Annotated in this window: 23 protein-coding genes and 1 pseudogene; 15 read left to right on the top strand and 9 right to left on the bottom strand. The window is 70.5% G+C overall.

Features of this window, described 5'->3' with window-relative positions; all coding sequences use genetic code 11:
• Positions 1-126: 126 nt before the first annotated feature.
• The 4 genes from ACFT9I_RS07930 (at position 127) to ACFT9I_RS07915 (ending at position 4728) form a co-directional block, all read left to right on the top strand.
• Positions 127-1137: a polyprenyl synthetase family protein gene (locus tag ACFT9I_RS07930; protein WP_382561872.1), complete on the top strand. Its 1011-nt coding sequence runs from the start codon at positions 127-129 to the stop codon at positions 1135-1137.
• 327 nt (positions 1138-1464) lie between these two features.
• Positions 1465-2751 (top strand): outer membrane lipoprotein carrier protein LolA, encoded by a 1287-nt coding sequence (locus ACFT9I_RS07925; protein WP_382561870.1) that lies wholly within the window; start codon positions 1465-1467, stop codon positions 2749-2751.
• Positions 2752-2864: 113 nt separating this feature from the next.
• Positions 2865-3815, top strand: coding sequence for an ATP-binding cassette domain-containing protein (locus tag ACFT9I_RS07920; protein ID WP_382561868.1), 951 nt, complete (start codon positions 2865-2867; stop codon positions 3813-3815).
• On the top strand, positions 3802-4728 hold the full coding sequence (locus ACFT9I_RS07915) for an ABC transporter permease (protein ID WP_382561866.1): 927 nt from the start codon (positions 3802-3804) through the stop codon (positions 4726-4728). Before ACFT9I_RS07920 ends, ACFT9I_RS07915 begins: the two co-directional genes overlap by 14 nt.
• 81 nt (positions 4729-4809) lie before the next feature.
• Here ACFT9I_RS07915 and ACFT9I_RS07910 read toward each other — a convergent pair.
• Positions 4810-5778: pseudogene (locus ACFT9I_RS07910) on the bottom strand (M28 family metallopeptidase); the annotation flags it as partial.
• A gap of 142 nt (positions 5779-5920) precedes the next feature.
• Here ACFT9I_RS07910 and ACFT9I_RS07905 point away from each other — a divergent pair.
• Complete coding sequence (locus ACFT9I_RS07905; protein ID WP_382561865.1) at positions 5921-6418, top strand: tyrosine protein phosphatase; 498 nt, start codon at positions 5921-5923, stop codon at positions 6416-6418.
• A 21-nt stretch (positions 6419-6439) separates the two neighbouring features.
• Here the strand turns inward: ACFT9I_RS07905 and ACFT9I_RS07900 are convergent, their stop codons facing one another.
• Both ACFT9I_RS07900 and ACFT9I_RS07895 read right to left on the bottom strand, forming a co-directional pair.
• Entirely contained in the window at positions 6440-6889 is a 450-nt protein-coding gene (locus ACFT9I_RS07900) for a VOC family protein (RefSeq protein WP_382561863.1), read from the bottom strand.
• A gap of 71 nt (positions 6890-6960) precedes the next feature.
• Positions 6961-7503 (bottom strand): winged helix-turn-helix transcriptional regulator, encoded by a 543-nt coding sequence (locus tag ACFT9I_RS07895; protein ID WP_382561861.1) that lies wholly within the window; start codon positions 7501-7503, stop codon positions 6961-6963.
• A gap of 82 nt (positions 7504-7585) precedes the next feature.
• Between ACFT9I_RS07895 and ACFT9I_RS07890 the strand changes: the two genes are divergently transcribed.
• Positions 7586-9061: an MFS transporter gene (locus ACFT9I_RS07890; RefSeq protein ID WP_382561859.1), complete on the top strand. Its 1476-nt coding sequence runs from the start codon at positions 7586-7588 to the stop codon at positions 9059-9061.
• Here the strand turns inward: ACFT9I_RS07890 and rarD are convergent.
• The 6 genes from rarD to ACFT9I_RS07860 form a co-directional block, all read right to left on the bottom strand.
• Complete coding sequence (rarD, locus tag ACFT9I_RS07885) at positions 8998-9984, bottom strand: EamA family transporter RarD (protein WP_382561972.1); 987 nt, start codon at positions 9982-9984, stop codon at positions 8998-9000. The genes ACFT9I_RS07890 and rarD overlap by 64 nt on opposite strands.
• Positions 9985-10245: 261 nt before the next feature.
• The gene (locus tag ACFT9I_RS07880; protein ID WP_382561857.1) at positions 10246-11304 is read right to left on the bottom strand and encodes a 2-oxoacid:ferredoxin oxidoreductase subunit beta; all 1059 of its coding nucleotides are present in this window, start codon (positions 11302-11304) and stop codon (positions 10246-10248) included.
• Positions 11297-13315, bottom strand: a complete 2019-nt coding sequence (locus ACFT9I_RS07875) for a 2-oxoacid:acceptor oxidoreductase subunit alpha (RefSeq protein ID WP_382561855.1) — start codon at positions 13313-13315, stop codon at positions 11297-11299. Before ACFT9I_RS07875 ends, ACFT9I_RS07880 begins: the two co-directional genes overlap by 8 nt.
• A gap of 273 nt (positions 13316-13588) precedes the next feature.
• Entirely contained in the window at positions 13589-14260 is a 672-nt protein-coding gene (locus tag ACFT9I_RS07870; RefSeq protein WP_329076666.1) for a response regulator transcription factor, read from the bottom strand.
• A 216-nt stretch (positions 14261-14476) separates the two neighbouring features.
• Positions 14477-15793: a sensor histidine kinase gene (locus ACFT9I_RS07865; protein ID WP_382561853.1), complete on the bottom strand. Its 1317-nt coding sequence runs from the start codon at positions 15791-15793 to the stop codon at positions 14477-14479.
• Positions 15794-16030: 237 nt separating this feature from the next.
• Entirely contained in the window at positions 16031-17242 is a 1212-nt protein-coding gene (locus tag ACFT9I_RS07860) for a sensor histidine kinase (RefSeq protein WP_382561851.1), read from the bottom strand.
• A 270-nt stretch (positions 17243-17512) separates the two neighbouring features.
• Here ACFT9I_RS07860 and ACFT9I_RS07855 point away from each other — a divergent pair, with 270 nt between their 5' ends.
• Genes ACFT9I_RS07855 through ACFT9I_RS07815 form a run of 9 tightly spaced genes read left to right on the top strand, consistent with a single transcriptional unit; the run spans position 17513 to position 25669 of the window.
• Positions 17513-17914 (top strand): NADH-quinone oxidoreductase subunit A, encoded by a 402-nt coding sequence (locus ACFT9I_RS07855; RefSeq protein WP_023539403.1) that lies wholly within the window; start codon positions 17513-17515, stop codon positions 17912-17914.
• Entirely contained in the window at positions 17905-18537 is a 633-nt protein-coding gene (locus tag ACFT9I_RS07850; RefSeq protein ID WP_382561849.1) for an NADH-quinone oxidoreductase subunit B, read from the top strand. Before ACFT9I_RS07855 ends, ACFT9I_RS07850 begins: the two co-directional genes overlap by 10 nt.
• Positions 18534-19514, top strand: coding sequence for an NADH-quinone oxidoreductase subunit C (locus ACFT9I_RS07845; RefSeq protein WP_382561847.1), 981 nt, complete (start codon positions 18534-18536; stop codon positions 19512-19514). The genes ACFT9I_RS07850 and ACFT9I_RS07845 overlap by 4 nt, the downstream gene beginning before the upstream one ends.
• Positions 19511-20479, top strand: coding sequence for an NADH-quinone oxidoreductase subunit H (locus tag ACFT9I_RS07840; RefSeq protein WP_382561845.1), 969 nt, complete (start codon positions 19511-19513; stop codon positions 20477-20479). The genes ACFT9I_RS07845 and ACFT9I_RS07840 overlap by 4 nt, the downstream gene beginning before the upstream one ends.
• Positions 20480-21061: a NuoI/complex I 23 kDa subunit family protein gene (locus ACFT9I_RS07835; RefSeq protein ID WP_382561843.1), complete on the top strand. Its 582-nt coding sequence runs from the start codon at positions 20480-20482 to the stop codon at positions 21059-21061. It abuts the gene before it with no gap.
• Entirely contained in the window at positions 21058-21645 is a 588-nt protein-coding gene (locus ACFT9I_RS07830; protein ID WP_382561841.1) for an NADH-quinone oxidoreductase subunit J, read from the top strand. The genes ACFT9I_RS07835 and ACFT9I_RS07830 overlap by 4 nt, the downstream gene beginning before the upstream one ends.
• Positions 21645-22064: an NADH-quinone oxidoreductase subunit NuoK gene (nuoK, locus tag ACFT9I_RS07825; RefSeq protein WP_382561839.1), complete on the top strand. Its 420-nt coding sequence runs from the start codon at positions 21645-21647 to the stop codon at positions 22062-22064. The genes ACFT9I_RS07830 and nuoK overlap by 1 nt, the downstream gene beginning before the upstream one ends.
• The gene (locus ACFT9I_RS07820) at positions 22061-24067 is read left to right on the top strand and encodes an NADH-quinone oxidoreductase subunit L (protein WP_382561837.1); all 2007 of its coding nucleotides are present in this window, start codon (positions 22061-22063) and stop codon (positions 24065-24067) included. Before nuoK ends, ACFT9I_RS07820 begins: the two co-directional genes overlap by 4 nt.
• Positions 24068-24094: 27 nt before the next feature.
• The gene (locus ACFT9I_RS07815) at positions 24095-25669 is read left to right on the top strand and encodes a NuoM family protein (RefSeq protein WP_382561970.1); all 1575 of its coding nucleotides are present in this window, start codon (positions 24095-24097) and stop codon (positions 25667-25669) included.

The following is a 25669-nucleotide window of genomic DNA, read 5'->3' as shown; positions in this document are numbered from 1 at the left end:
ACGAACATACGGGCGGAGCCGGGAAGGCGCCCATGGTGATCGAAACTCGACCGGATACGCTGACTTGAATGACAGCAGCGACACATCGACAATCCATGTGATCGTCAGCAGACAGGAGTACCCCTCGTGACCGTCGTCGGGCCGTTCGGGCTGAGCGTGCGGGACCCGGCTCTTGAAGCCGATGTCCTGAGCGGATTGTCGGCCGTGGAGGCGGGTCTCCTCGAAGCCACCAAGAGCGAGGTCCCTTTCATCACGGAAGCGGCGCAGCATCTGGTGCGCGCCGGCGGCAAGCGGTTCCGGCCGCTGGTCGTGATGCTGGCGGCCCAGTTCGGTGACCCGTACGCCCCGGGGATCGTCCCGGCCGCCGTGGTCGTCGAGCTGACCCACCTGGCGACGCTCTACCACGACGACGTGATGGACGAGGCGGACGTACGCCGAGGTGTGGACAGCGCCAACAGCCGCTGGGGCAACTCCGTCGCGGTCCTCACCGGCGACTTCCTCTTCGCGCGCGCCTCGTACATCCTGGCGGACCTCGGCCCCGAGGCCGTACGGATCCAGGCCGAGGCGTTCGAGCGGCTGGTGACGGGTCAGATCCTGGAGACGGCCGGACCGCGCGACGGGCGCGACCCGGTCGGCCACTACCTCGACGTGCTCGCCGGCAAGACCGGCGCGCTGTTCGCCGTGTCCGGCCGCTTCGGCGCGCTGACGTCCGGCGCGGACGAGACGGTCATCGACATCCTCACCCAGTACGGCGAGCGGCTCGGCGTCGCCTTCCAGCTCGCCGACGACGTCCTGGACATCGCCAGCGACTCCCACGAGTCCGGCAAGACCCCCGGCACCGACCTCCGCGAGGGCATCCCCACGCTGCCGGTGCTGCTGCTGCGCGCCCAGGCGCAGGCGCACGGCCGCCCGGAGGACATCGAGCTGGTGGAGCTGCTGGACGGCGACCTGACGGACGACGCCCGGCACGGGGAGGCGCTGCGCAGGCTGCGCGCCCACCCGGCGCTGGAGCAGGCACGGCGGGACACCGTCCGGTACGCCGAGGAGGCGCGGGCGGCGCTGGCGCCGCTGCCGGAGTGCTACGCGAAGTCCGCGCTGCTGGAGCTGTGCGACGCGGTGGTCCACCGGGCGGGCTGATCCCGCCCGTTGAGGTCCTGTTGACGTCCCGTCGGCGTCTCCGTCGATGCCCCGTTGACGCCCCTTCGGCGCCCGTTCGACGCCCGTTCGAGTCCTGTCGCGTCGTCCCCGAGGCCGGATTCCCCCGTCCCCTACTGGATGGGGGAGTTGGCGGCGGCGACTGTCATCCCAGAGCAGTACGCGAGGTTGCCTCTGCGGGGTGACGCTTCCGATTAGCCGATTTGGTCTTATGGAGAGCACCACCCCGGACCAATTCGAGTGAGAATGGCGGCAAGGGGTGGACGAGTGCAAGGGACGGAAGCCGCCGACCACGGAGGTAGGGCACACATGGCACCGAACGACAGCGCACAGATCACCGGCGAGACCGGCGAGACCGGGGATGTTCCGGCGGGCCGTCGCAGAGCGGCGCGCTATGTCGTCCCGGTCGCGGTCGCGGGAATCGCGGCGGCCACCATCGGCCTCGTCCCGGCTCTCGCCGCGTCGGGCGATCCGGACCTGCCGAAGATCAGCGCGGAGAAGCTGATCGAGAAGATCGCCGCGTCCGACACCGAACAGCTGTCCGGCACGGTCAAGATCACCACGGACCTCGGTATCCCGTCGCTGGGGAGCCTCGGCGACCTCGGTGGTTCGGCCGCCGGAGCGCTCGCGCCGAAGGGCGGAGCCGACGGCGACAAGGACGGCGGTTCGGCCGCGGAGCCGACCGGCCGGCTGATGGAGCTGGCCACCGGCGAGCACACGCTGCGCGTCGCCGCCGACGGACCCGACAAGCAGCGCGTGTCGATCCTCGACAGCGCCGCCGAGTACAGCCTGATCCGCAACGGCGACGAGGTGTGGGCGTACGACAGCGCCTCCAACGAGGCGTACCACGCCAAGGCGCCTGCGGACGCGAAGGGCTCGGAAAAGGGCGAGAAGGGCGAGAAGGGCGAGAAGGGCAAGGACCAGGTCGCGCCGAAGGACCTGCCCGCCACGCCCCAGGACTTCGCCAAGGAGGCACTGAAGGCCGCGGGCGACACCACCTCGGTGACCGTCGACGGCACGGCGCGGATCGCGGGCCGTGACGCCTACCAGCTGCTGATCAAGCCCAAGCAGGACGGCTCGACGGTCGGCTCCGTCAAGGTGGCGGTCGACTCCGAGACCGGTACGCCGCTGAAGTTCACGCTCCAGCCGAGCAGCGGTGGCAAGGCCGCGATCGACGTCGGCTTCACCAAGGTCGACTTCTCGAAGCCGGCCGCGTCCACCTTCGACTTCTCGCCCCCCAAGGGCGCGAAGGTGACGGAGGCCGACGAGTCGAAGGCCGCGGGCAAGGACCAGGCCCACAAGGCGCCCAAGGACGCCAAGGACCTCGGGACGGAGCCGAACGTCATCGGCGAGGGCTGGACCACCGTGGTCCAGCTCGACACCGGCGCCAAGGGACCGGGCGCCGTGTCGAAGGACATGCCCGCCCAGGCGGAGCAGTTCATGAACGCGCTGGGCGACAAGGTCGACGGGAAGTTCGGTTCGGGCACGGTCTTCAAGACGCGCCTGGTGAACGCCCTGATGACGGACGACGGCAAGGTCTTCGTCGGCGCGGTCACCAAGGACGCGCTGGTGAAGGCGGCCAACGAGGCGAAGTAGCGCGAAGCACCACGCACAGGTGGCCCGCCCCGTCGTACGCTCCGTACGGCGGGGCGGACCGCTGTCCGCGGACGCACCGGAGTACATGGGGCGGGAGAAGGGATGGGCGCGGGATGACCGTCGTCATAGAGACACACGGGCTCACCAAGCGCTACCGGGGCGGGCAGCTCGCGGTCGACCGTCTCGACCTCGCCGTACCGGCCGGCAGCGTCTTCGGCTTCCTCGGCCCCAACGGCTCCGGCAAGACCACCACCATCCGCATGCTGATGGGCCTCATAGAACCGACCGCGGGCACCGCGTCGGTCCTCGGCCGCGCCATGCCGCGCGCCGCCAGGGCCGTACTGCCGCAGGTGGGCGCGCTGATCGAAGGCCCCGCGCTGTACGGGTACTTGAACGGCCGCGACAATCTCCTGCGGTACGACTCCGCCGACCCGACCGCCGATCCGCGCACCCGGCGGGCCCGGGTGGCCGGGGCGCTGGAGCGCGTCGGGCTCACGGCGGCGGGCGGCAAGAAGGCGAAGGCGTACTCGCTCGGTATGAAGCAGCGGCTCGCGCTCGCCGCCGCACTGCTCCAGCCGCGAAAGCTCCTGGTGCTCGACGAGCCGACGAACGGCCTCGACCCGCAGGGCATGCGCGAGATCAGGGCGCTCGTGCGCGAGCTGGCGCGGGAGGGCACGACGGTCTTCCTCTCCTCACATCTGCTGGACGAGATCGAGCAGGTCTGCACGCACGCCGCCGTGATGGCGCGCGGGCGGCTGCTGACCCAGGGCACGGTCCCCGAGCTGGCGGCCGGCACCCGGGGGCGGCTGGCGGTCACGACGCCCGATCCGGCGGACGCGGCGCGGGTGCTGAAGGAGCTGGGCGTCACCGATGTGACGGTGGCCGGGGACCGGGTGAGCGGGGAGCTGCCGGTGTCCGGCGAGGGGGATCCGGCCGAGCCGGCCGACCTCAACGCGGGGCTCGTACGGGCGGGGGTGCGCGTGCGGGCCTTCGGGGTCGAACGGGCGTCGCTGGAGGACGCGTTCGTGGCGCTGACCGGGGAGGGATTCGATGTCGCGGGCTGAGGACGTGAAGGTTGAGGACGTCAGTACGGAGGCGGGTACGGCTCCGGGCGGCGCCGGGGCCCGTCCCGTATCGCCGCTCTGGACGCTCGGGCTCCTCCGCTCCGAGCTGACCACGACCTTCCGCCGCTGGCGCACCCTCGCGCTGCTGGGCGTGCTGGCCGCCGTACCGGTCCTGATCGGCATCGCCATCAAGATAGAGACGAGCGACGGCGGCTCCGTCGGGCCCGGCGGGGGAGGGGGCGGCCCGGCCTTCCTGACGCAGATCACCAACAACGGGCTGTTCCTGGTCTTCGCCGCGCTCGCCGCGACGCTGCCGGTCTTCCTCCCGATGGCGGTCGGCGTCATCGCGGGCGACGCGGTCGCGGGCGAGGCGAACGCGGGCACCCTGCGCTATCTGCTGGTCGCACCGGCGGGCCGGACCCGGCTCCTGCTGGTCAAGTACGCCGCGACGCTGGTGTTCTGCCTGGCCGCGACCCTGGCGGTGGCGGTCTCCGCGCTGATCGTGGGGGCGCTGCTCTTCCCGCTCGGCGAGGTCACGACCATCTCCGGCACACGCATCTCGTTCGGCGACGGGCTGGTCAGGGCGCTGCTGATCGCGCTGGTCGTCGCCGCCTCACTGATCGGGCTCGCGGCGCTCGGCCTGTTCGTCTCGACCCTCACCAGCAGCGGTATCGCGGCCATGGCGACGACGGTCGGGCTGGTGATCACGGTGCAGATCCTGGACACGATCCCGCAGCTGCACGGGATCCACCCGTATCTCTTCCCGCACTACTGGCTGTCCTTCGCCGATCTGCTCCGCGAGCCGTTCTACTGGGACGACGTGCTGAAGAATCTCGGCCTGCAGGGCGTGTACGCGGCCGTGTTCGGCTCGGCGGCCTGGGCGCGTTTCACGGCGAAGGACATCAGTGCGTGAGGTCAGCGGGTCAGCGACTTCAGCGGCTTTAGCGACTTCAACGACTTCAGCGGCTGACGATGCTACGAGGGGTCAGGTCCCCAGCTCCCAGATCGCGTAGGCGACGGCATCGCTGTTGCGGTCCAGCGCCGTGTCGTTGATGCTCGCCGTCGTGTCGCACGACGAGTGGTAGCAGCGGTCGAAGGCCTGGCCGGCCGTGCCGCCCCACTTCTGGACCTGGGCACTCGTCTTCGTACGCCCGGCGCCGGTGAACAGCCCGCCGACCGGTACGCCGATGCTCATGAAGGAGGCGTGGTCCGAGCGGCCGTCGCCCTCGGTCTCGATCTCCGTCGGGACGCCCAGTCCGGCGAAGTAGGTCTTGAAGGTCTGCTCGATGGCCGGGTCGTCGTCGTAGACGAAGTAACCGGCGTTCGACGAGCCGATCATGTCGAAGTTGAGATAGCCGTCGAGCTTCGCGCGCTCGGCGGTCGGCAGGTTGTTCGCGTAGTAGCGGGAGCCGACGAGCCCCAGCTCCTCCGCGCCCCACCAGCCGAACCGCAGATGCTTCGTCGGCTGGAGCCCGGCCCTGGACACCGCGAGCGCGGTCTCCAGTACGGCGGCCGAGCCGGACCCGTTGTCGTTGATCCCGGCGCCCGAGGTCACCGAGTCGAGGTGGGCTCCGGCCATCAGGACCTGGTTGGGGTCGCCGCCGGGCCAGTCGGCTATCAGGTTGTAGCCGACGCGCCCGCCGGAGGTGAACTGCTGTACGGAGGTGGTGAACCCGGCCGCGTCCAGCTTGCCCTTCACGTAGTTGACCGACGCCAGATAGCCGGGGCGGCCGTGGGCGCGGTTGCCGCCGTTGGCGGCGGCTATCGAGGAGAACTGGGTGAGGTGCGCCTTCACGTTGGCGAGGGATATGTCGGGGGCGGCGAGCGCCTTCGACGTCGCCGTGGTGGTGGCGGGGGCCGGTGACGCCGTCGCGGCGGGAGCGACGGACGCGAGCAGCCCGCCGATCGCGAGCGCGCTGACGAGGACGGTACGGGCGGGAACGGAGAGCGATCTGAGCTTCATGGGTGGGGGCTCCGGATTCCGTATGGGGACTGACGGAAGGTGGTGCGCATGATGCGTGCTGATGGTCAATGCACGCTTGACTCAGCGTCAAGGGCGGGAATCGGACACGCGTGTTCGACTTACGGATACTTATGCTGCTGACATGCGACCCACGCTGTTCACCGTCGACCTGCCCGGCCCCGGACGTCTGAGCACCATGGCCAAACCTCGGGGAGCCGACTGGTTGGACGACGAGATGCGGGGCCTGCGCGACGCGGGCGTCGATGTCCTGGTCTGCGCGCTCACAGCGGCCGAACGCGACGAGTTGGGTCTGTCCGACGAGGAACGAGCGGCCGGCGCGGCCGGCCTGCGCTTCGTCTCCGTCCCCATCCCCGACCGCACGACCCCGCCGGACCTGGCCGCGATTCTCCCGACGCTGCGCGAACTGGCCGCCCGACTCGCGGACGGCGCGCATGTGGGCACCCACTGCCGGGCCGGCATAGGCCGCGCCTCACTCCTGGCGGCCGCCCTGCTGATCCTGGGCGGCACCGACCAGGACACCGCGTGGGCCGCCCTTGAGAAGGCCCGCGGTCTCGCGGTCCCGGACACCGCCGAACAGCGGGAGTGGACGCTGCGCCTGCCGGCGCCGGGCGCCCCCTGAGGCACCCGGGACCGGGCGTTCCTACTGCACGCGGAACTCGTTGCCCTCCGGGTCCGTCATTGTCACCCACACACCCCCGGGCTCGTTCGCCTCGTACAGAGCCGTCGCGCCCAGCCCCTCCAGCCTGGCCACCTCCACCGCGCGCCGTCCCTCCGGCGCGTGTACGTCGAGGTGGACGCGGTTCTTGCCGGCCTTCGTCTCCGGTACGCGCTGGAAGAGGATGCGCCTGCCGGCGCCCTCGCCCGTGTCCGGGTCGAAGGGGTCGTCCGGATGGCGGACGGCGGTGAGATCGAGCCACGCCCGGCGGCCGTGCGAATCGACCGTCTGCTCGATCGGTACGGCTCCGATGCCCAGCAGCCGCTCGATCAACGGGCTGTTGTCCTCGACCTCGTAACCCAGGGCCCCGGCCCAGAAGTCGGCCTGGCTGTGCGGATCGGTCGTATCGATGACGAGTTTCCAGTGCAGGGTCATGGGACCAGTCGTAGCGCCCGCCCGTCATCGCACCCGGCGAACACGCCGATCACATCGACCACACCGATCCGTCAGAGCGCTTCCGCCGCCTCCGCCGCGCGCCGGTCGTAGTCCTCGCGCGCCGACGCGATCTGGTTCTGGTGCTCCTCGGTCCAGACCACCAGCGCGTTGATCGTCGTGTGCAACGTCCGCCCCATCGGCGTCAGTTGGTACTCCACGCGCGGCGGCACCACCGGATGCACCGTGCGCTTCACGAGGCCGTCGCGCTCCAACTGCCGCAGCGTCACCGTCAGCATGCGCTGGCTGATGCCGTCGATCTCCCGGCGCAGCTCGGTGAAGCGCAGCGTGTTCAGGTCGAGCAGGGCGATGACCAGCAGCGACCACTTGTCGCCGATCCGGTCGAGGATCTGCCGTACCTCGCAGTCCTCGCGGGTGTCCCACTGGAAGGGGTCCGCGTCTCCGTAGTCGCAGCGCGCGGCGGCGGCTCCGACTGCGGCGGCTCCGACGGCGACGGACGCGGCGGCAGCGGAAACGGCGGCTGCGGAAACGGTGGTGGCGGCGGCGGTCACGGTACCCGCAGGGTGCCTCGGTGACTTCAAAGTGCCTTCTTCCATGGCACCTGATGGTGCCGCAGGATCGGGACGGTTACAAGAGGGAACCGACCCTCGCGTGGGTAACCGATCCGAGGAGACAGTCATGCCATCCGCCACCGCGGTCCCAGCCCTGTCCGCACGGGCCTGGGCACTGCTGCTGGTCCTGAGTGGAACGATCTTCCTTGAGGGCATCGACATCGCCATGCTCGCCGTCGCCATCCCCTCGATCCGGGCCGATCTCGGCCTGTCGACCGGCACCGCGGCCTGGGTGATCAGCGCGTACATCCTCGGCTACGCCGGATTCACCCTGCTCGGCGGGCGCGCCGCCGATCTGCTCGGACGGCGCCGGATGTTCCTCGTCTGGCTCACGGTCTTCATGCTTTTCTCCGGCCTCGGCGGCTTCGCGACCGAGGGCTGGATGCTGCTCGTCGCCCGGTTCGTCACCGGCGTGTCCGCCGCCTTCATGACCCCGGCGGCGATGTCGATCATCACCACCTCCTACGAGGAGGGGCCGCAGCGCAACCGCGCCCTGCTGGTCTTCGCCGGTACGGCCGCCGGCGGCTTCTCGCTCGGCATGGTCATCGGCGGTCTGCTGACACAGATCGGCTGGCGCTGGGTGTTCTTCGCCCCCGTGCTGCTCGCGGGCGCCATCCTGATCGCCGCGTTCCGGCTGCTGCCGCGTACCGAGGCCGCCGCCGAGGTACCCGAGAAGACGCCGAGCGGCTTCGACCTGCCGGGAGCCGCCGCGGCGGCGGGCGCGATGATGCTGCTGGCCGCCGGCGTCGTACGGCTGGAGCACGGCGGTTCAGGATGGCCGCTGACGGTGGGGGCGTTCGCCGCCGGACTGCTGCTGGTGTACGTCTTCGTCGCCGTCGAACGCCGGTCGGCCGCCCCGCTGGTGCGGCTCGCGATCTTCCGCAAGGCGTCGATGGTCCGCGCGGATCTGAGCGCGATGCTGTTCCTCGGGTCCTTCTTCGGCTTCCAGTTCATGGCGACGCTCTACCTTCAGGAGCTGCGCGGCTGGTCGTCGCTGGAGACCTCGCTCGCGCTGGCCCTGATGGGCCTCGACGCGATCCTCGCCCCGACCCTCACGCCCGTCCTGGTCAACCGGTTCGGCAACACACGGGTGGCACTGGGCGGTTTCGCGGCGGCGGCCGTGGCGTACGCGCTGTTCCTGCCGGTCGGCGCGGACTGGTCGTTCTGGCTGATGGCCCCGACGCTGATCCTGACCGGCGTCGCGTTCGCGCTGGCGTACGGGCCGCTGTCCATCGCGGCGACGGACGGTGTCGCGCCGGAGGAGCAGGGGCTGGCGAGCGGGCTGCTGTACACGTCGACCCAGTTCGGTTCGGCGATCGGTATCTCGGCGGTGACGGCCGTGTACGGCCTGGCCTCGACGACAGGCGCGGATGGGGAGTTGGGCGCCTTCCGGGCGGCGCTGGTGGTGCCGGTGGTGATGGTGCTGCTGGGGCTGATGGTCACGGCGGCGGGACTACGGCCCCGAAAGCCGCGCGGTCCTCACTCGCCGGACGTACTCGACTCCACGCGTCCGCCCACCGCCTTGGCCCCGTCCGGCGACTGAGCACGGATCGCGGCTTCCGCCTCGGCTTCCGACGCCGACGCCGACGCCGACGCCGCCTCGGTCGCCGCCCGCCGCAGTGCCTCCGCCGCCGCCCTGTTACGCCGGGCCGTCCGCAGCGCGTCCCACGTCAGGATCGTCAGCGCCGCCCACACCAGCGCGAAGCCGGCCCACCGCTCGGCCGGCATCGCCTCGTGGAAGTACAGGATCCCGAGCAGGAACTGGAAGACCGGCGCCAGATACTGCAACAGCCCCAGCGTCGACAGCGGCACCCGTATCGCCGCCGCCCCGAAGCAGACCAGCGGCACGGCGGTCACCACACCGGTGGCCGCCAGCAGCGCGGCGTGCCCCGCCCCCTCCGGACCGAACGTGGCGTCCCCGGAGGCCCCGAGCCAGATCAGATAGCCGAGCGCGGGCACGAACAGGATCACGGTCTCGGCGGCCAGCGACTCCAGACCGCCGATGTTGACCTTCTTCTTCACCAGGCCGTACGTCGCGAACGAGAAGGCCAGCGTGAGCGAGATCCAGGGCGGCTGCCCGTAACCGATCGCCAGTACCAGTACGGCGAGCAGGCCGACGGAGACCGCCGCCCACTGGGCGGGCCGCAGCCGCTCCTTGAGGAGCAGGACGCCCATGGCGATGGTGACGAGGGGGTTGATGAAGTAACCGAGGGACGCCTCCACGACATGACCGGTGTTCACCGACCAGATGTACAGGCCCCAGTTGACGCTGATCACGGTGGCGGCGACCACCAGCAGGCCGAGCTTGCGGGGCCGGCCCAGCAACTCCCGTATCCACGCCCACCGGCGCACCACGAGCAGCGCGATCACGACGACGGCCAGCGACCAGACCATCCGGTGGGCCAGGATCTCGACCGCGCTGGAGGGCTTCAGCAGGGGCCAGAAGAGCGGGACCAGACCCCACATGCCGTAGGCGCCGATCCCGTACAGCAATCCCGCCCGCTGCTCGCCGTCCGACTTCTCTGGCACTGGCACTGGCCCTCCCGAACCGCACACATCAGTTCGACGAAGGTAGCGCCGGGCGGGCCGGGCTGTCATGTCCGTATCGGCATACGGTCATGACAGCCTTTCGCGCCGGGACAACGACGAGGCCCGGGACAACGACGAGGCCCGGATCTCGTGGAGGACGAGATCCGGGCCCCGGCATGTACGGACGGGTCGGCGGTGTCAGCCGACGACCGTCCACGTGTCGTTGCCGGCGAGCAGCTGCGACAGGTCGCCCTTGCCGTGCTGCTCGACGGCGGTGTCGAGCTGGTCGTTCATCAGCGTGTCGTAGACCGGTCGCTGGACGCTGCGCAGCACACCGATCGGCGTGTGGTGCAGCGTGTCCGGGTCGGCGAGCCGTGAGAGCGCGAACGCCGTGGTGGGGCTGGTGGCGTGGGCGTCGTGCACCAGGATCTGGTGCTCGTTGTCCGCCGTCACCGGTACGACGACGAGATCGCCGGTTGCCGGGTCCCGTACGACACCCTTGGCGTTGTCGGCCCCGAACCGGATCTGCTCACCGTGCTCCAGGCGGATGACCGCCTCCAGGGCGCGGTCCTTGTCCTTCAGCGCCTCGAAGGCACCGTCGTTGAAGATGTTGCAGTTCTGGTAGATCTCCACGAGCGCCGTGCCCGGGTGGTCGGCCGCCTGGCGCAGCACGCTCGTGAGGTGCTTGCGGTCGGAGTCGACGGTGCGGGCCACGAAGGACGCCTCGGCGCCGATCGCCAGCGACACCGGGTTGAAGGGCGCGTCCAGCGAACCCATCGGCGTCGACTTGGTGATCTTGCCGACCTCGGAGGTGGGCGAGTACTGGCCCTTCGTCAGCCCGTAGATCCGGTTGTTGAACAGCAGGATCTTCAGGTTGACGTTGCGTCGCAGCGCGTGGATCAGGTGGTTGCCGCCGATGGACAGCGCGTCGCCGTCACCGGTGACGACCCAGACGGACAGATCGCGGCGCGAGGACGCGAGCCCGGTGGCGATGGCCGGCGCGCGTCCGTGGATGGAGTGCATGCCGTAGGTGTTCATGTAGTACGGGAAGCGGCTGGAGCAGCCGATCCCGGACACGAACACGATGTTCTCCTTGGCCAGCCCGAGGTCCGGCATGAAGCCCTGCACGGCGGCCAGCACGGCGTAGTCGCCGCAGCCGGGGCACCAGCGGACCTCCTGGTCGGACTTGAAGTCCTTCATGGACTGCTTGGCCTCGGCCTTGGGGACGAGGGAAAGCAGCTCGTTGACCTCAGGCATCGATGGCCTCCTTGAGAGCCGTGGCGAGCAGTTCTGCCTTGAACGGCATGCCGTTGACCTGGTTGTAGGAGTGCGCGTCGATGAGGAACTTCGCCCGCAGGAGCGTGGCGAGCTGACCCAGGTTCATCTCCGGCACCACGACCTTGTCGTAACGCTTCAGCACCTCGCCCAGATTCCGCGGGAAGGGGTTGATGTGGCGGAGGTGCGCCTGCGCGATCGGGTGGCCGTTGGTGCGCAGCCGGCGGACGGCGGCGGTGATCGGGCCGTACGTGGAGCCCCAGCCCAGCACCAGCGTGCGCGCGCCGTCCGGGTCGTCCACGACGAGGTCCGGCACCTGGATGCCGTCGATCTTGGCCTGGCGGGTGCGGACCATGAAGTCGTGGTTCGCCGGGTCGTACGAGATGTTGCCCGTGCCGTCCTGCTTCTCGATGCCGCCGATGCGGTGTTCGAGACCGGGCGTGCCGGGCACGGCCCACGGACGGGCCAGAGTCTGCGGGTCACGCTTGTACGGCCAGAACACCTCGGTGCCGTCGGCCAGCGTGTGGTTCGGTCCCGACGCGAACTGCACGCCCAGGTCCGGCAGTTCCTCCTGCTCGGGGATCCGCCAGGGCTCGGAGCCGTTGGCGAGGTAGCCGTCGGAGAGCAGGAAGACCGGTGTGCGGTACGTGATCGCGATCCGGGCGGCCTCGATGGCCGCGTCGAAGCAGTCCGCGGGGGTCTGCGGGGCGACGATCGGCACCGGCGCCTCGCCGTTGCGGCCGTACATCGCCTGGAGCAGGTCGGCCTGTTCGGTCTTGGTCGGCAGACCCGTCGACGGCCCGCCGCGCTGGATCGCCACCACCAGCAGGGGCAGCTCCAGCGACACCGCCAGACCGATCGTCTCCGACTTCAGGGCCACACCGGGTCCGGAGGTCGTCGTCACGGCGAGGGAGCCGCCGAAGGAGGCGCCGAGCGCCGCGCCGATGGCGGCGATCTCGTCCTCCGCCTGGAAGGTGCGGACGCCGAAGTTCTTGTGGCGCGACAGCTCGTGGAGGATGTCGGACGCCGGGGTGATCGGGTACGACCCGAGGTACAGCGGCAGATCAGCCTGGTGGGACGCGGCGATCAGCCCGTACGACAGCGCCAGGTTCCCGGAGATGTTGCGGTAAGTACCGGTCGGGAACGCCTTGGTGGCGGGGGCGACCTCGTAGGAGACGGCGAAGTCCTCGGTCGTCTCACCGAAGTTCCAGCCCGCCCGGAACGCCGCCACATTGGCCTCGGCGATGTTCGGCTTCTTCGCGAACTTCGTCCGCAGGAACTGCTCCGTGCCCTCGGTCGGGCGGTGGTACATCCACGACAGCAGACCCAGCGCGAACATGTTCTTCGAACGCTCGGCCTCCTTGCGGGAGAGCCCGAACTCCTTCAGCGCCTCGATCGTCAGCGTCGTCAGGGGGACGGGGTGGAGCTGGTACGCCTCCAGCGACCCGTCCTCCAGCGGCGAGGTGAGATAGCCGACCTTCGCCATGGGGCGCTTGGTGAACTCGTCCGTGTTGACGATGATGTCGGCGCCGCGCGGCACATCGGCGATGTTCGCCTTGAGCGCGGCCGGGTTCATCGCGACCAGCACGTTCGGCGCGTCGCCGGGGGTGAGGATGTCGTGGTCGGCGAAGTGCAGCTGGAACGAGGAGACGCCCGGCAGTGTGCCTGCGGGCGCGCGGATCTCGGCGGGGAAGTTCGGCAGCGTCGACAGGTCGTTCCCGAACGACGCCGTCTCCGAGGTGAACCGGTCACCCGTCAGCTGCATGCCGTCACCGGAGTCACCCGCGAAACGGATGATCACCCGGTCCAGACGGCGGACTTCCTTCGTGCCGACGGTGCCGACGGTGCCGTCCACGCCGACGGCGCCGTCCACGCCGACCGTGTCAGGTGCGTCGGACGTGCCTGGCAAGGTGCGCTGTTCGCCGACGACGGAGTCACTCGCGTCGTCAGCCTCGTCGGCCTGCTCGGCTGGGCTACTGACCTGGCTGGTCACTGAACTGGACCTCCCTCGAGGCGGCTGCTGGGGCTGACCGGCGCGACCGGCACACCCAGGGGCCACCCTACGTCGGTAAGGGTCGCCTTCCCTTGACCGCTCGCATGGTGGACGTCTTTTTGAGACACCCTCTTGTGGCAATTTGCCATATTTTCTCCGCCCCCGGGCGCTCTGTCTTCGTCCCTGTCTGTGCCGATTTGAACTCAGTCTTTTGGACTAGGACCCCTAGAACCTGCTATATGACAGCGGCGTCCGGTCCAGCCGGGGCCGCGGTCATGAGTTGAGATACGTCAGCACGGCCAGCACCCTGCGGTGATCTCCGTCACTCGGGGACAGGCCCAGCTTCTGGAAGATGTTGCTGACGTGCTTCTCCACCGCGCCGTCGCTCACGACCAGCTGCCTGGCGATCGCCGAATTCGTCCGGCCCTCCGCCATCAGGCCCAGCACCTCACGCTCCCGAGGGGTCAGGCCGACCAGCACGTCCTGCTTACGGCTCCGGCCGAGCAACTGGGCCACCACCTCCGGGTCCAGCGCGGTGCCGCCCCTGGCCACCCGTACGACCGCGTCCACGAACTCGCGGACCTCGGCCACCCGGTCCTTCAGCAGATAGCCGACCCCCCGGCTGCTGCCGGCGAGCAGCTCGGTCGCGTACTGCTCCTCCACGTACTGCGAGAGCACCAGCACACCGATCCCCGGATGCTCCTTGCGCAGCTGCACCGCCGCCCGCACCCCCTCGTCGGTGTGCGTCGGCGGCATCCGTACGTCGGCCACCACCACATCCGGCGCCGCGCCCTCACGGGCCAGGTCGCCGACGGTCTTGATCAGCGCCTCGCCGTCCCCGACACCGGCGACCACGTCATGCCCGAGATCGGTCAGCAGCCGGGTCAGGCCCTCCCGCAGGAGCACCGAATCCTCGGCGATGACCACTCGTACCCTGTCCTCCACGACCGTGTAGCCCCCATGTCGATGTGCGTACGCGCTCCGCGTCCGCCCTGCGGTCCCAGCATCCCAGTATTCGTATCGCCGTGCGCCCACCGACCGGGAACCGATCGAAGCGATCGAAGCGATGGACGCGCTGGACGCGCCTCCGGCGCACCGGACCAGGTCCGGTGCGCCGCAGCCGCGTACGTATGTCTTCGAGTCTCCTGGTCCTCGGAGGCGTCACTTCCGCCAGGGCAGCTCCGCTGTCACCGTCGTCGGCCCGCCGACCGGCGAGTTCACGACCAGGATCCCGTCCACCGAGTCGAGCCGCTCCGCGAGACCGGCCAGGCCGCTGCCCGACGAGGTGTTGGCGCCGCCCCGGCCGTTGTCCGCGACCTGGAGCATCAGCCGGTCCTCCATCCGCCACACGTCCACCGAGGCGCGCGTGGCCTGGGAGTGCTTGCTCACGTTCTGCAGCAGCTCCGAGACGGTGAAGTAGGCGATGCCCTCGATGGCCGCCGCCGGGCGGTACTCCAGGTCGACCTCGACCTGGACCGGCACGGTGCAGCGCGAGGCGACGGAGGAGAGCGCGGCGTCCAGGCCCCGGTCGGTGAGGACCGCCGGGTGGATGCCCCGCGCCAGGTCCCGCAGCTCCTGAAGCGCGACCTTGACCTCGCCGTGCGCCTCGTCGACCATCCGGGCCGCCGCCTCCGGGTCCGCCAGCAGCTTCTCCTTCGCCAGCCCCAGATCCATGGCCAGCGCCACCAGCCGGGCCTGCGCCCCGTCGTGCAGGTCACGCTCGATACGGCGCAGATCCGCGGCGGCGGTGTCGACCACGACGCCCCGGTCCGACTCCAGCTCGGAGACGCGCGTCGCCAGCTTGGACGGGCCCAGCAGACCGGCGACCAACAGCCGGTCCACCCCGGTCAGTCCACGGACCAGCCACGGCGAGCCGAGGACGAGGACGAGACCCACGACGCTGGTGGCGGCGATCTCGAACGGGGTGTCCACGTAGAACTCCCGGGAGCCGTCGCTGAAGACCGCGATGCCGTCCTGGTTCAGATACTCCGGGAAGACCCACTGCCACAGCGGATAGAGGAAGAGGCTCCAGCTGGTGACCACGAAGGTCACGGACGTGACGAACGAGAACAGCACCCACGGGAAGTGCAGGAAGCCGTAGAGCACGTGGCGCCAGGACACGCCGCTCTTGAGGACCGCGCCGACCCAGGACATCACTCCGGCCTTCTCCCCCCGTACGGGCAGCGGGCTCGCGACGTCCAGATCGAGCAGGACCCGCGCCCTGGCCCGCTCGACCGCGCCCAGGGCCCGGCAGCCGACGAGCGCGGCGGCCAGCAGCGGAATGCCGAGGAAGGTCACGAGGAGGCCCGCGCTGAGCGAGAGCGTCGTCACCACGTAGACGAAGAAGAGGATGCCCATCGGAAGGTTGAGAAGGAGATAGACGAACTCCTTCGCCATGCGGGCCTCGAACGGAGCGCGCAGTGCCGGAGGAAGGGTGTGGCGCCGTGGCTCTGTCCGCGTGCCGTAATCCGTGGCCATCGTGTCGTCCGTTCTGCGAGCGGGGCGGTCGGGCTTCAAGTCGTATCTCCATGCTGATCCGCCGGCGGCGCCCGCACCATGAGGGCGGTATCCGTCTTCGCCCTGGGGTTTTCCCCACCCCCGTGGTGCGGTTTCACGTCCCCGGCACCGGCGCGGGCACCCGTACCGGCCCCGGCGTGCGTACCTGCGCCCGTACCGACGCCCGCGCCCGCGTCAGCGCCCGCTCCCGGTCAGGAGTCAGGACGGCTCGCGCTCAGGCTCACGCTCACGCCACGGCAGTTCGGCCGTGACGATCGTCGGCCCCCCGACCGGCGAGTCCAGCACGAACAGCCCGTCGACCGCCCCCAGCCGCTCGGCCAGCCCCGCCATGCCCGTCCCGCCCTCCAGCCGCGCGCCCCCGCGCCCGTCGTCCTCGATCTGGATCAGCAGCCGGTCCTTCGTCCGCCACACCTCGACGCTGGCCATGCGCGCCCCGCTGTGCTTGCTGACGTTCTGCAGCAGCTCCGAGACGGTGAAGTAGGCGATGCCCTCGATCGCCGCCGCCGGCCGCTCGGTCAGCTCGACCTCGACCTTGACCGGGACGGTGCAGCGGGACGCCACGGACGAGAGCGCGGCGTCCAGGCCCCGGTCCGTCAGTACGGCGGGGTGGATGCCCCGCGCGAGATCGCGCAGCTCCTGGAGGGCCAGCTTCACCTCGCCGTGCGCCTCGTCGACCATGCTCGCCGCCGCCTCCGGGTCCTCCAGCAGCTTCTCCTTCGCGAGGCCGAGCCCCATGGCCAGCGCCACCAGCCGGGCCTGTGCCCCGTCGTGCAGATCGCGCTCGATACGGCGCAGATCGGCGGCGGCCGTGTCCACGACGACGCCCCGGTCGGACTCCAGCTCCGCGATCCGGCTCTCCAACTCGTCGGACGGCGAGAGCAGCCCGCGCACCAGGGCCCGGTCGACGTTGGTCAGACCGCGCGCGATGTGGGGCAGCACCGGCCAGAGGACGAAGAGGCTCACCAGGGTGATCGCGAAGGTCAGGATTCCCCACGGCAGCCGGATGAACTCGTACAGCGTGGTCCGCCAGGCCACCGGGTCCTTCAGCCCCGTCCACATCCAGTGGAAGAACCCGTCGGTGCCGCGTGCGCGCCTCTCCCGGCGGTTCCGGCCCCGGAGGGGGCTCGGCTCGTCGATCCGGACCCCCAGCAGGGCGCGCGCACGCGCCCGTTCGGCCTTGCCCAGCAGCCGGGCACCGGCCAGGCCGCCGGTGAGCCAGGGCAGACCGATCACGGTGACGGACAGGACGACACCGGTGGGCACGACGGCCACGACATAGACGAAACCGGCGATGGAGACCGGCAGATTGGCGAGGAGATGCGCGATCTCCTTCCAGGTGTGCCGGTTGAAGGCGAAACGGGGCGGCGGCGGTGGCCGGTCGTCGTCGGGGGCACTGTTGCGGACGCTCATAAGGCCCTAGCCTGCACGGCCACGGGGGCCCACGCCATGGGGTGGCTGGGGGAGCCGAGGTGGGGATAACCCCACCATCCCGCCATGACCCCGGAAACGCGGTGCGACCAGCGCCTGAACCCGCCCGTGCCGGAGCTGGTCATGACCCCGCCATGACTGATGCGCGACCGACTGCTTACGGTCCCTTTAGCAGGGCCTAGACTCCCGTCCGTACGAATCACAGACCACACGGATCACTGACGGATCACCGAACGGCGGAGCGAGGAGCGGGTGACGGACGTGCCGGAACCGACCGTTCTCGCGTCGGAGTACTTCCAGAGCTACTCGGTGGTCGGACTGCTCGCGGTCGTCGGCGTGCTCTTCGTCGCCGTGGCCTTCGGGGCGGGCCGACTGCTGCGGCCGGTGGTACCGACGCCCGAGAAACTGCTTACGTACGAATGCGGCGTCGACCCGGTGGGCGAGGGCTGGGCACATACCCAGGTCCGCTACTACGTCTACGCCTTCCTGTATGTCATCTTCGCCGTCGACTCGATCTTCCTCTTCCCGTGGGCGACGGTCTTCGCGGCGCCGGGATACGGCGCGACGACGCTCGTCGAGATGTTCATCTTCCTCGGCTTCCTGGCCGTAGGACTGCTCTACGCATGGAAGAAGGGCGTCCTGGAATGGACGTGACCCCCGCCGCTCCCGCTCCCGCTGCCGCCGCCACTCCCGCCGCACCGGTCGAGCTGCCGAACCCGCAACGCCTGGGCGTGCTCTCCCGCCTGGCGCCCCAGCCGATGAAGGTGGTCCTCAACTGGGGCCGCCGCTACAGCCTCTGGGTCTTCAACTTCGGACTCGCCTGCTGCGCCATCGAGTTCATCGCCGCGTCGATGGCCCGGCACGACTTCATCCGGCTCGGCGTCATCCCCCTCGCACCGGGCCCGCGCCAGGCGGACCTGATGGTCGTGTCCGGCACGGTGACGGACAAGATGGCACCGGCGGTGAAGCGGCTGTTCGAGCAGATGCCCGAGCCGAAGTACGTGATCTCCTTCGGCGCCTGCTCCAACTGCGGTGGGCCGTACTGGGACTCGTACTCCGTCACGAAGGGCGTCGACCAGATCATCCCGGTCGACGTCTACGTACCGGGCTGCCCGCCGCGTCCCGAGGCGCTGCTCCAGGGGATCCTCAAGCTCCAGGAGAAGATCTCCCGCGAGTCGCTGGGGGAGCGTTACGGCTCCGAGGGCCGGCGGCCCAGCACGGCCGCACTGCGCAGCGGGCTGATCGCGGCGCCGCCGACGCCGGGGGAGAGCACGTGACGCCCGCCGACGCCGGGGGAGAGCGCCTGACGCCCGCGGACACCGGGGAGCGCCTGACGCCCGCCGACGCGTACGACAGCCTGCCGGACGGCGTCGCCGAGATCTTCGGCGCGGACGCCACGGCGGAGCGCGCGTACGACCTCCTGACGGTCGACGTCCCCGCCGCCTCCTGGCTGACCGCGCTCGAAACCGCCCGTGACGCGCTGGGGTGCACGTACTTCGACTGGCTGAGCGCCGTCGACGAACCGGGCACCGGGTTCCGCGTCAGCGCACACGTCGCGTCGGTCGAACCCCGTTCCGTACGGCGCCTGTTGGTCCGTACGACCGTCCCGCACGACGCCCCCGAACTGCCCACGGCCCTCGGGGTCTACGCGGGCGCGGGCTGGCACGAGCGCGAGACGTACGAGATGTTCGGCATCTCCTTCACCGACCACCCCAACCTGGTGCACCTCCTGCTGCCCGAGACCTTCGAAGGCCACCCGCTGCGCAAGGACTTCGTCCTGGCGGCCCGGGTCGCGAAGGCCTGGCCGGGCGCGAAGGAGCCGGGCGAGTCCGCGCCGGGCCACTCGGGCCCCAAGCGCCGTCAGATGCTTCCCCCGGGCGTACCGGACCCGAACGAATGGGGCCCCCTCAAGGGCCAACTCCCCCCGGCCCCGGCCCGCACGCCCCGCACCCCGCGTGCGGCGACGGGAGACCGCCCGGTCCGGCGCGCCCGCAGCGTCTCGGAAGGCTCCACGAGCCAGCAGCCCGACGCACCCACGGAACCCGCAGCGCCCGCAGCCCCCACGCCGAACGCCGCCCCGGCCCCCTGGCACGACCCGCGCCCGGCGTTCGACGCCCCGTCACCGAAGCCGGAACCCGAGTCGCCGTCGGCGCCGGAGGCCGAACCCGGTGGCAGCGACAGCGGCGACCGTGACAGCGGCTCCACCGGCCCCGCTCCCGCTCCCGACCCCGACCGCCCCGGAGGAGACGCGTGAACGACGTGCTCGACGTCGCCATTCGGCTGCTCATCGTCTTCGCCGCCTTCCTCGTGCTTCCCCTCGTCGTCGGGCAGACCGAGCACAAGGTCATGGCCCACATGCAGGGCCGCCTCGGGCCCATGTACGTCGGCGGTTTCCACGGATGGGCCCAACTCGTCGCCGACGGCGTCAAGTTCGCCCAGAAGGAAGACATCGTCCCGGCCGCCGCCGACCGCCGGATCTTCCAACTCGCCCCGGCCGTCGCCCTGCTGCCCTACCTCCTCGTACTGGTCGCGATCCCGATCGGCCCCCAGGAGGGCGCGGTCGGCGAGGTCGTCGACGCGGGGATCTTCTTCGTGCTCGCTGTGATGGGCGTCGGTGTCCTCGGGTCGCTCATGGCCGGCTGGGCATCGGCGAACAAGTTCTCCCTGCTCGGCGGCCTCCGCACCGCCGCCCAACTCCTCGCGTACGAACTGCCCATGCTCCTCACGGCCGCCTCCGTCGCGATGGCGGCCGGCACCGTCTCCCTCCCCGGCATCCTCAACGCCTTCGAGTGGTGGTGGGTGCCCTGGCAGATCGTCGGCGCCCTCGTCTTCTTCATCGCCGGCCTCGCCGAACTCCAGCGCCCTCCCTTCGACATGCCGGTCGCCGACTCCGAGATCATCTTCGGCGCGTACACCGAGTACACCGGTCTGCGGTTCGCGCTGTTCCTGCTCGCCGAGTACGCGGGCATCGTCGTCCTGTGCGGACTGACCACCGTCCTGTTCCTCGGCGGCTGGCACGGCCCGTTCGGCGGCGACGACCTCGGCTGGCTCTGGACCCTCCTCAAGACGTTCCTCCTCGCCTTCGTCGTCATCTGGCTGCGCGTCAGCTATCCCCGGCTCCGCGAGGACCAGCTCCAGAAGCTCGCCTGGACCGTCCTCATCCCGCTCGCCCTCGCCCAGATCGCCCTCACCGGCATCGTCAAGGTGGTGATCCAGTAAGTGCCTCCGATCCCCGGTAGCGGCCTGGCCAAGGGGCTGGCCGTCACCCTTCGTACGATGACCAGGAAGACCGTCACCGCGCGGTACCCGGACACCCAGCCCGAACTCCCGCCCCGCAGCCGCGGAGTGATCGGACTGTTCGAGGAGAACTGCACGGTCTGCATGCTCTGCGCCCGTGAGTGCCCCGACTGGTGCATCTACATCGACTCCCACAAGGAGACGCTGCCCGCCACGGCCCCCGGCGGGCGCGAGCGCAGCCGGAACGTCCTCGACCGGTTCGCCATCGACTTCTCGCTCTGCATGTACTGCGGTATCTGCATCGAGGTCTGTCCCTTCGACGCGCTCTTCTGGTCACCGGAGTTCGAGTACGCGGAGACGGACATCCTGGAACTCACCCACGAGCGGGACAAACTCCGCGACTGGATGTGGACCGTGCCTGCCCCGCCCGCCCTCGACCCGGGCGCCGAGGAGCCGAAGGAGATCGCCGCCGCCCGCAAGACGGCCGACAAGCTGGCCGCGGCGGCAGCGGCGGAAGCCGCCGTGACCACGGCAGCCGCCCAGGAGCGGGTGGACGGCGAGTGACCCCCCTCGCGGCGACCTCCCTCGCGGCGGCCCACCCCGGCTTCCTGTCCCCGACCGGCGTCGAGATCGCCTTTCTCCTCGTCGGCCTCGTCACCTTCGGCGCGGCCGTCATCACCGTCACGACCAAGCAACTCGTGCACGCCGCCCTGTGGCTCGTCGTCGCGCTCGGCGGCCTGGCCGTCGAATACCTGCTGCTGACGGCCGAGTTCATCGCCTGGGTGCAGGTCCTGATCTATGTCGGCTCCGTCGTCGTCCTCCTTCTGTTCGGGCTGATGCTCACGAAGGCGCCCATCGGCCGTTCCCCCGACGCGGATTCGGAGAACCGGTGGGTCGCGCTCGCGGTGGCCCTCACCGCCGCCGTCGCACTGGTGTGGGTCGTCGTCGACGCGTTCCGTACGACCTGGATCGAACTCGAAGGACCCGCCCAGGGATCCACCGAGGTGTCCGGCCAGTTCCTCTTCCGGCACTGGGTCCTGCCCTTCGAAGCACTCTCCGTCCTGCTGCTCGCCGCGCTCATCGGCGCGATCGTCCTGTCCCGCAAGAGCGACGCGCCCGGCAGCCCCCGTGGCAAGGAGCAGCGCTGATGCATCTCGCCTATCCCGCCGTGCTCGCGGCGCTGCTGTTCTGCACCGGTCTGTACGGGGTGCTCGCCCGCCGCAACGCGATCCTCGTCCTCATGTCCGTCGAGCTGATGCTCAACGCCGTCAACCTCAACCTCGTCGCCTTCGACGTATGGCTGCGCGACACCCTGCACGCCGGCCAGGCCCTCACCCTCTTCGTGATCGCCATCGCCGCCGCCGAGATCGGCATCGGCCTGGCGATCGTGCTGATGGTCTACCGCAACCGCGGCACCTCGGACGTCGACCGGCTCCGCGACAGCGTCGAGAGCGACGCGACCGACGAGGCCGCGGCCGAGTCCGTCCAACAGGCCCGAGCCCAAGCGGAAGCCGAAGCCGCTGCCGAAGCCGCCGTCCGGGCAAAGAAGGCTGAGGCCACCGCGTGACCACGACCACCCTCGCCGTCCTCGTCCCCCTCCTGCCGTTCCTCGGCGCGGTCGCCGGACTGCTCCTCGGCCGTACGGCCCCCGGATTCGTCCGGCCCCTGGCCGTGCTGCCGCCGCTCACCGCCGCCGTACTCGCCGTGATCGTCGCCGTACGCCAGAGCAACGGGCACGGCGGCACCCGCGCACCGATCGACGCCGCGACCCAGCTCACCCCGACCGGCTCGGTCCCGATCGATCTCGCCCTGCACATCGACGGCTTCGCCGCCCTCGTCGCGATCCTCGTCGGCGTCGTCGCGACCTGCGTGCAGATCTACTCGACGGGCTATCTGCGCGACGACCCGCGCTACCCCTCGTACGCCGCCCTCGTCTCCCTCTTCACCTCCGCGATGCTGCTCGTCGTCTACTCCGGCGACCTGATGGTGCTCCTGGTCGGCTGGGAGATCATGGGCATCTGCTCGTACTTCCTCGTCGGCCACTACTGGGAGACCCCCGAGGCGCGCGCCGCCTCCCTGAAGGCCTTCCTGGTCACCAAGCTCGGCGATGTCCCCTTCCTGCTCGGGCTGTTCGCGCTCGCCGTCGACACCGGAACGTTCCGGATCACCGGCGTCCTCCAGTCCGTCGCGGACGACGGGCTCGACCACCCCACCCTGATCGCGCTGCTGCTGATCGCGGGCGTCGCGGGCAAGTCGGCCCAATTCCCGCTGCACACCTGGCTGCCCGACGCGATGGCCGGCCCCACCCCCGTCTCCGCGCTGATCCACGCGGCGACGATGGTCGCCGCCGGTATCTACTTCGTGGCCCGTCTCCTCCCCGTCTTCGCCGCCTCGTCGGTCGCCCTCGCCGTGCTCGCCGTGATGGCCGCGATCACCATGGTCGGGTCCGCGCTCGCCGCCCTCGCGCAGGACGACATCAAACGCGTCCTCGCCTACTCGACCATCGGCCAACTCGGCTACATGTCGGGCGCGCTGGCCGTGGGCGACCGGGGCGCGGCCGTCTTCCACCTCATCTCGCACGGCGCCTTCAAGGCGCTTCTCTTCCTCGGCGCCGGCGTGATCATCCACGCCGCCGGCACCAACTCGCTCGCCGCCATGTCCCGGATGGGCGGCCTCGCCAAACGCGTCCCCGACGCCTACTGGACGATGACGATCGCGCTCCTCGCGCTCGCCGCCATCCCGCCGTTCGCCGGCTTCTTCTCCAAGGAAGCCGTCCTCGTCGCCGCCGAACACACCGCTCTCGGCGAGTCCGACATCGCCCCGGACATCGCCGGCTGGACCGTGCTCGTCGCCGGTCTGCTCACCGCCCTCCTCACCGCCGCCTACGCGATGCGCCTGTGGCTCCTCGCCTTCCGCGGCCGGGGCGCCGAAGCGGCCGACCACGGCAAGCAGCCCCTCTCGATGAACGCCGTCCTGTGGGTACTCGCCGTCCCCTCGCTCGCCTTCGGCCTGACCGTCGGCCTCATCGCCCCCTGGGTGGACGCGGAGAGCCTGACCCCGACGGTCACCACCTCCGTACTCGGCACGGGAGTCGCGCTCGTCGGCGGACTGATCACCTACGGCGCCTGGACCCACACCACCGCGCTCGCCGCCCGCACCCCCATGGGCGCCGTCGCCGCGCACCCCGACGCCGAGCCCGCACTCTCCGAGGCGGAGGCCATCGCCAGCCACACCCCCGCCTACGGCGACATCGCCTCGGCACCCGACCCCGCGGACCCCGGCCGGCTCCTGCTCGGCAGGCTCCACCCGCACGCCGCGGCCGGCTTCCACCTGGACGCCGTGTACCGCGTCCTCTTCCAACGCCCGGTCCAGGGCGCGGCCCGGCTGGTCCGCTTCCTCGACCGCGAGGTCGTCGACACCTACGTACGCGGAGCGGGCACCGGCACCCGCTGGCTCGGCACCGCCGTACGCGGCGCGCAGACCGGCAATGTGCAGACCTACCTGGGCGCCCTGCTCGCCGGAACGGTCGTCCTGGCGATCGCCGCCGTACTCGTTGCCGCCGGAGCGTGAGCCGTGATCGATATCAGTCCGTCCGTGATGCAGTTCCTTCTCGCGTTCATCGTCGTCGCCCCCCTCCTGGGCGCCGTCGCGGCGCTGCTCCCCGCCCCGCCCGGACTCCGGGGCACCGGCCCCGACCAGGCCGTACTACGCCACGGCGTGACCGTGACCGGCGCGGTCCTCATCGCCGCGATCGTCCTCGCGCTCGGCTTCGACCACGACCAGCCGTCGAGGATGCAGGCCACGACGGACATCAGCTGGATCGCCGCACTCGACGTGCGGATCCACCTCGGCGTCGACGGCATCTCTCTCCCCCTTCTGGTCCTGACCGCGCTGCTGACCTTCCTCTGCGCGCTCTACAGCTACTTCAAGCCCCCGGCGGGCCCCTCCCCGAAGGCCTTCGTCGCCCTGCTGCTCGTCCTCGAATCCGGCACCCTCGCCACCTTCGCCGTCCTCGACCTGCTGCTCTTCTTCCTGGCTTTCGAGATGGTGCTCATCCCGATGTACTTCCTCATCGCCCGCTGGGGCGGTGCCGAACGGCAGGCCGCCGCCTGGAAGTTCATCCTCTACACGCTGCTCGGATCTGTGGTCATGCTGCTCGGCCTGCTGCTCGTCGGGCTGCACGCGGGCACATTCGACATGGTGGCACTCGCCACTGACAACGGCCGTGGGCTGAGCACATCCGTGCAGGTCACCGCCGTTCTGGCGATCGGGATCGGGCTCGCGGTCAAGACCCCGATGTGGCCGCTGCACAGCTGGCTCCCGGCCGCCCACACCGCCGCCCCGACCGTCGGATCGGTTCTCCTCGCCGGGGTCATGCTCAAGATGGGTACGTACGGGTTCGTCCGTATCGTCCTGCCGGTCGCACCCGACGGGATGCGGACCTTCGCGCCGTACCTCGCCGCGTTGGCCGTCGTCGGCATCATCTACGGCTCCCTGGCCTGCCTCGCCCTCGCCCGGCAGGGCGCGGGCGGCGACCTCAAGCGCCTCATCGCGTACTCCTCCGTCGGCCACATGGGCTTCGTGCTGCTCGGCATCGCGTCCATGACCCCCACCGGCGTCAACGGCGCGCTGTTCGCGAACGTCGCCCACGGCCTCATCACCGGCCTGCTGTTCTTCCTGGTCGGAGCGCTCAAGGACCGTTACGGCACCGCCGACCTCGACACCCTCGCCGGCGCCACCGGCGCGGCGCTGTACGGCCGCGCACCGCGCCTCGGCGGCCTGCTCGCCTTCGCCGCCGTCGCCTCGCTCGGCCTGCCCGGCCTCGCCGGATTCTGGGGCGAGATGCTCGCGATGTTCGGCGCCTTCGACCCCGCGCCCGGCCTCAGCCGCCCCGCCTTCGTCACCTTCACGGCGATCGCCTGCTTCGGCACACTGCTCACCGCCGCGTACCTGCTGATCGTGGTCCGCCGCGTCTGCATGGGCGCGACCCACCAGCCCGCCGGAGCCGAGGAGACGGGCCCGGCACCCGAACTCGCCGACGTCCAGGGCTACGAACTCGCCGCCTGGACCCCGCTCGTCGCCCTCACCGTCCTCGCCGGACTCTGGCCCGCCGTCCTCCTCGGCCTCACCGACCCGGCCGTGCAGAAGCTTCTCGCAGGAGGCAAGTCGTGA

Source organism: Streptomyces sp. NPDC057137, assembly GCF_042670825.1.
Taxonomy (GTDB): Bacteria; Actinomycetota; Actinomycetes; order Streptomycetales; family Streptomycetaceae; genus Streptomyces.
The sequence above is the reverse complement of the archived record's forward strand: the minus strand, read 5'-3'. Positions and strand labels throughout refer to the sequence as shown.

What these genes read in the sequence shown, in the direction of transcription:
- ACFT9I_RS07925 (WP_382561870.1), top strand. Translation starts at nt 1,465, where the DNA reads ATGGCACCGAACGACAGCGCACAGATCACCGGCGAGACCGGCGAGACC.
- ACFT9I_RS07920 (WP_382561868.1), top strand. Translation starts at nt 2,865, where the DNA reads ATGACCGTCGTCATAGAGACACACGGGCTCACCAAGCGCTACCGGGGC.
- ACFT9I_RS07915 (WP_382561866.1), top strand. Translation starts at nt 3,802, where the DNA reads ATGTCGCGGGCTGAGGACGTGAAGGTTGAGGACGTCAGTACGGAGGCG.
- ACFT9I_RS07905 (WP_382561865.1), top strand. Translation starts at nt 5,921, where the DNA reads ATGCGACCCACGCTGTTCACCGTCGACCTGCCCGGCCCCGGACGTCTG.
- ACFT9I_RS07900 (WP_382561863.1), bottom strand. Translation starts at nt 6,889, where the DNA reads ATGACCCTGCACTGGAAACTCGTCATCGATACGACCGATCCGCACAGC.
- ACFT9I_RS07895 (WP_382561861.1), bottom strand. Translation starts at nt 7,503, where the DNA reads ATGGAAGAAGGCACTTTGAAGTCACCGAGGCACCCTGCGGGTACCGTG.
- ACFT9I_RS07890 (WP_382561859.1), top strand. Translation starts at nt 7,586, where the DNA reads ATGCCATCCGCCACCGCGGTCCCAGCCCTGTCCGCACGGGCCTGGGCA.
- rarD (WP_382561972.1), bottom strand. Translation starts at nt 9,984, where the DNA reads ATGTGGGGTCTGGTCCCGCTCTTCTGGCCCCTGCTGAAGCCCTCCAGC.
- ACFT9I_RS07880 (WP_382561857.1), bottom strand. Translation starts at nt 11,304, where the DNA reads ATGCCTGAGGTCAACGAGCTGCTTTCCCTCGTCCCCAAGGCCGAGGCC.
- ACFT9I_RS07865 (WP_382561853.1), bottom strand. Translation starts at nt 15,793, where the DNA reads ATGGCCACGGATTACGGCACGCGGACAGAGCCACGGCGCCACACCCTT.
- ACFT9I_RS07860 (WP_382561851.1), bottom strand. Translation starts at nt 17,242, where the DNA reads ATGAGCGTCCGCAACAGTGCCCCCGACGACGACCGGCCACCGCCGCCG.
- ACFT9I_RS07850 (WP_382561849.1), top strand. Translation starts at nt 17,905, where the DNA reads ATGGACGTGACCCCCGCCGCTCCCGCTCCCGCTGCCGCCGCCACTCCC.
- nuoK (WP_382561839.1), top strand. Translation starts at nt 21,645, where the DNA reads ATGCATCTCGCCTATCCCGCCGTGCTCGCGGCGCTGCTGTTCTGCACC.
- ACFT9I_RS07815 (WP_382561970.1), top strand. Translation starts at nt 24,095, where the DNA reads ATGCAGTTCCTTCTCGCGTTCATCGTCGTCGCCCCCCTCCTGGGCGCC.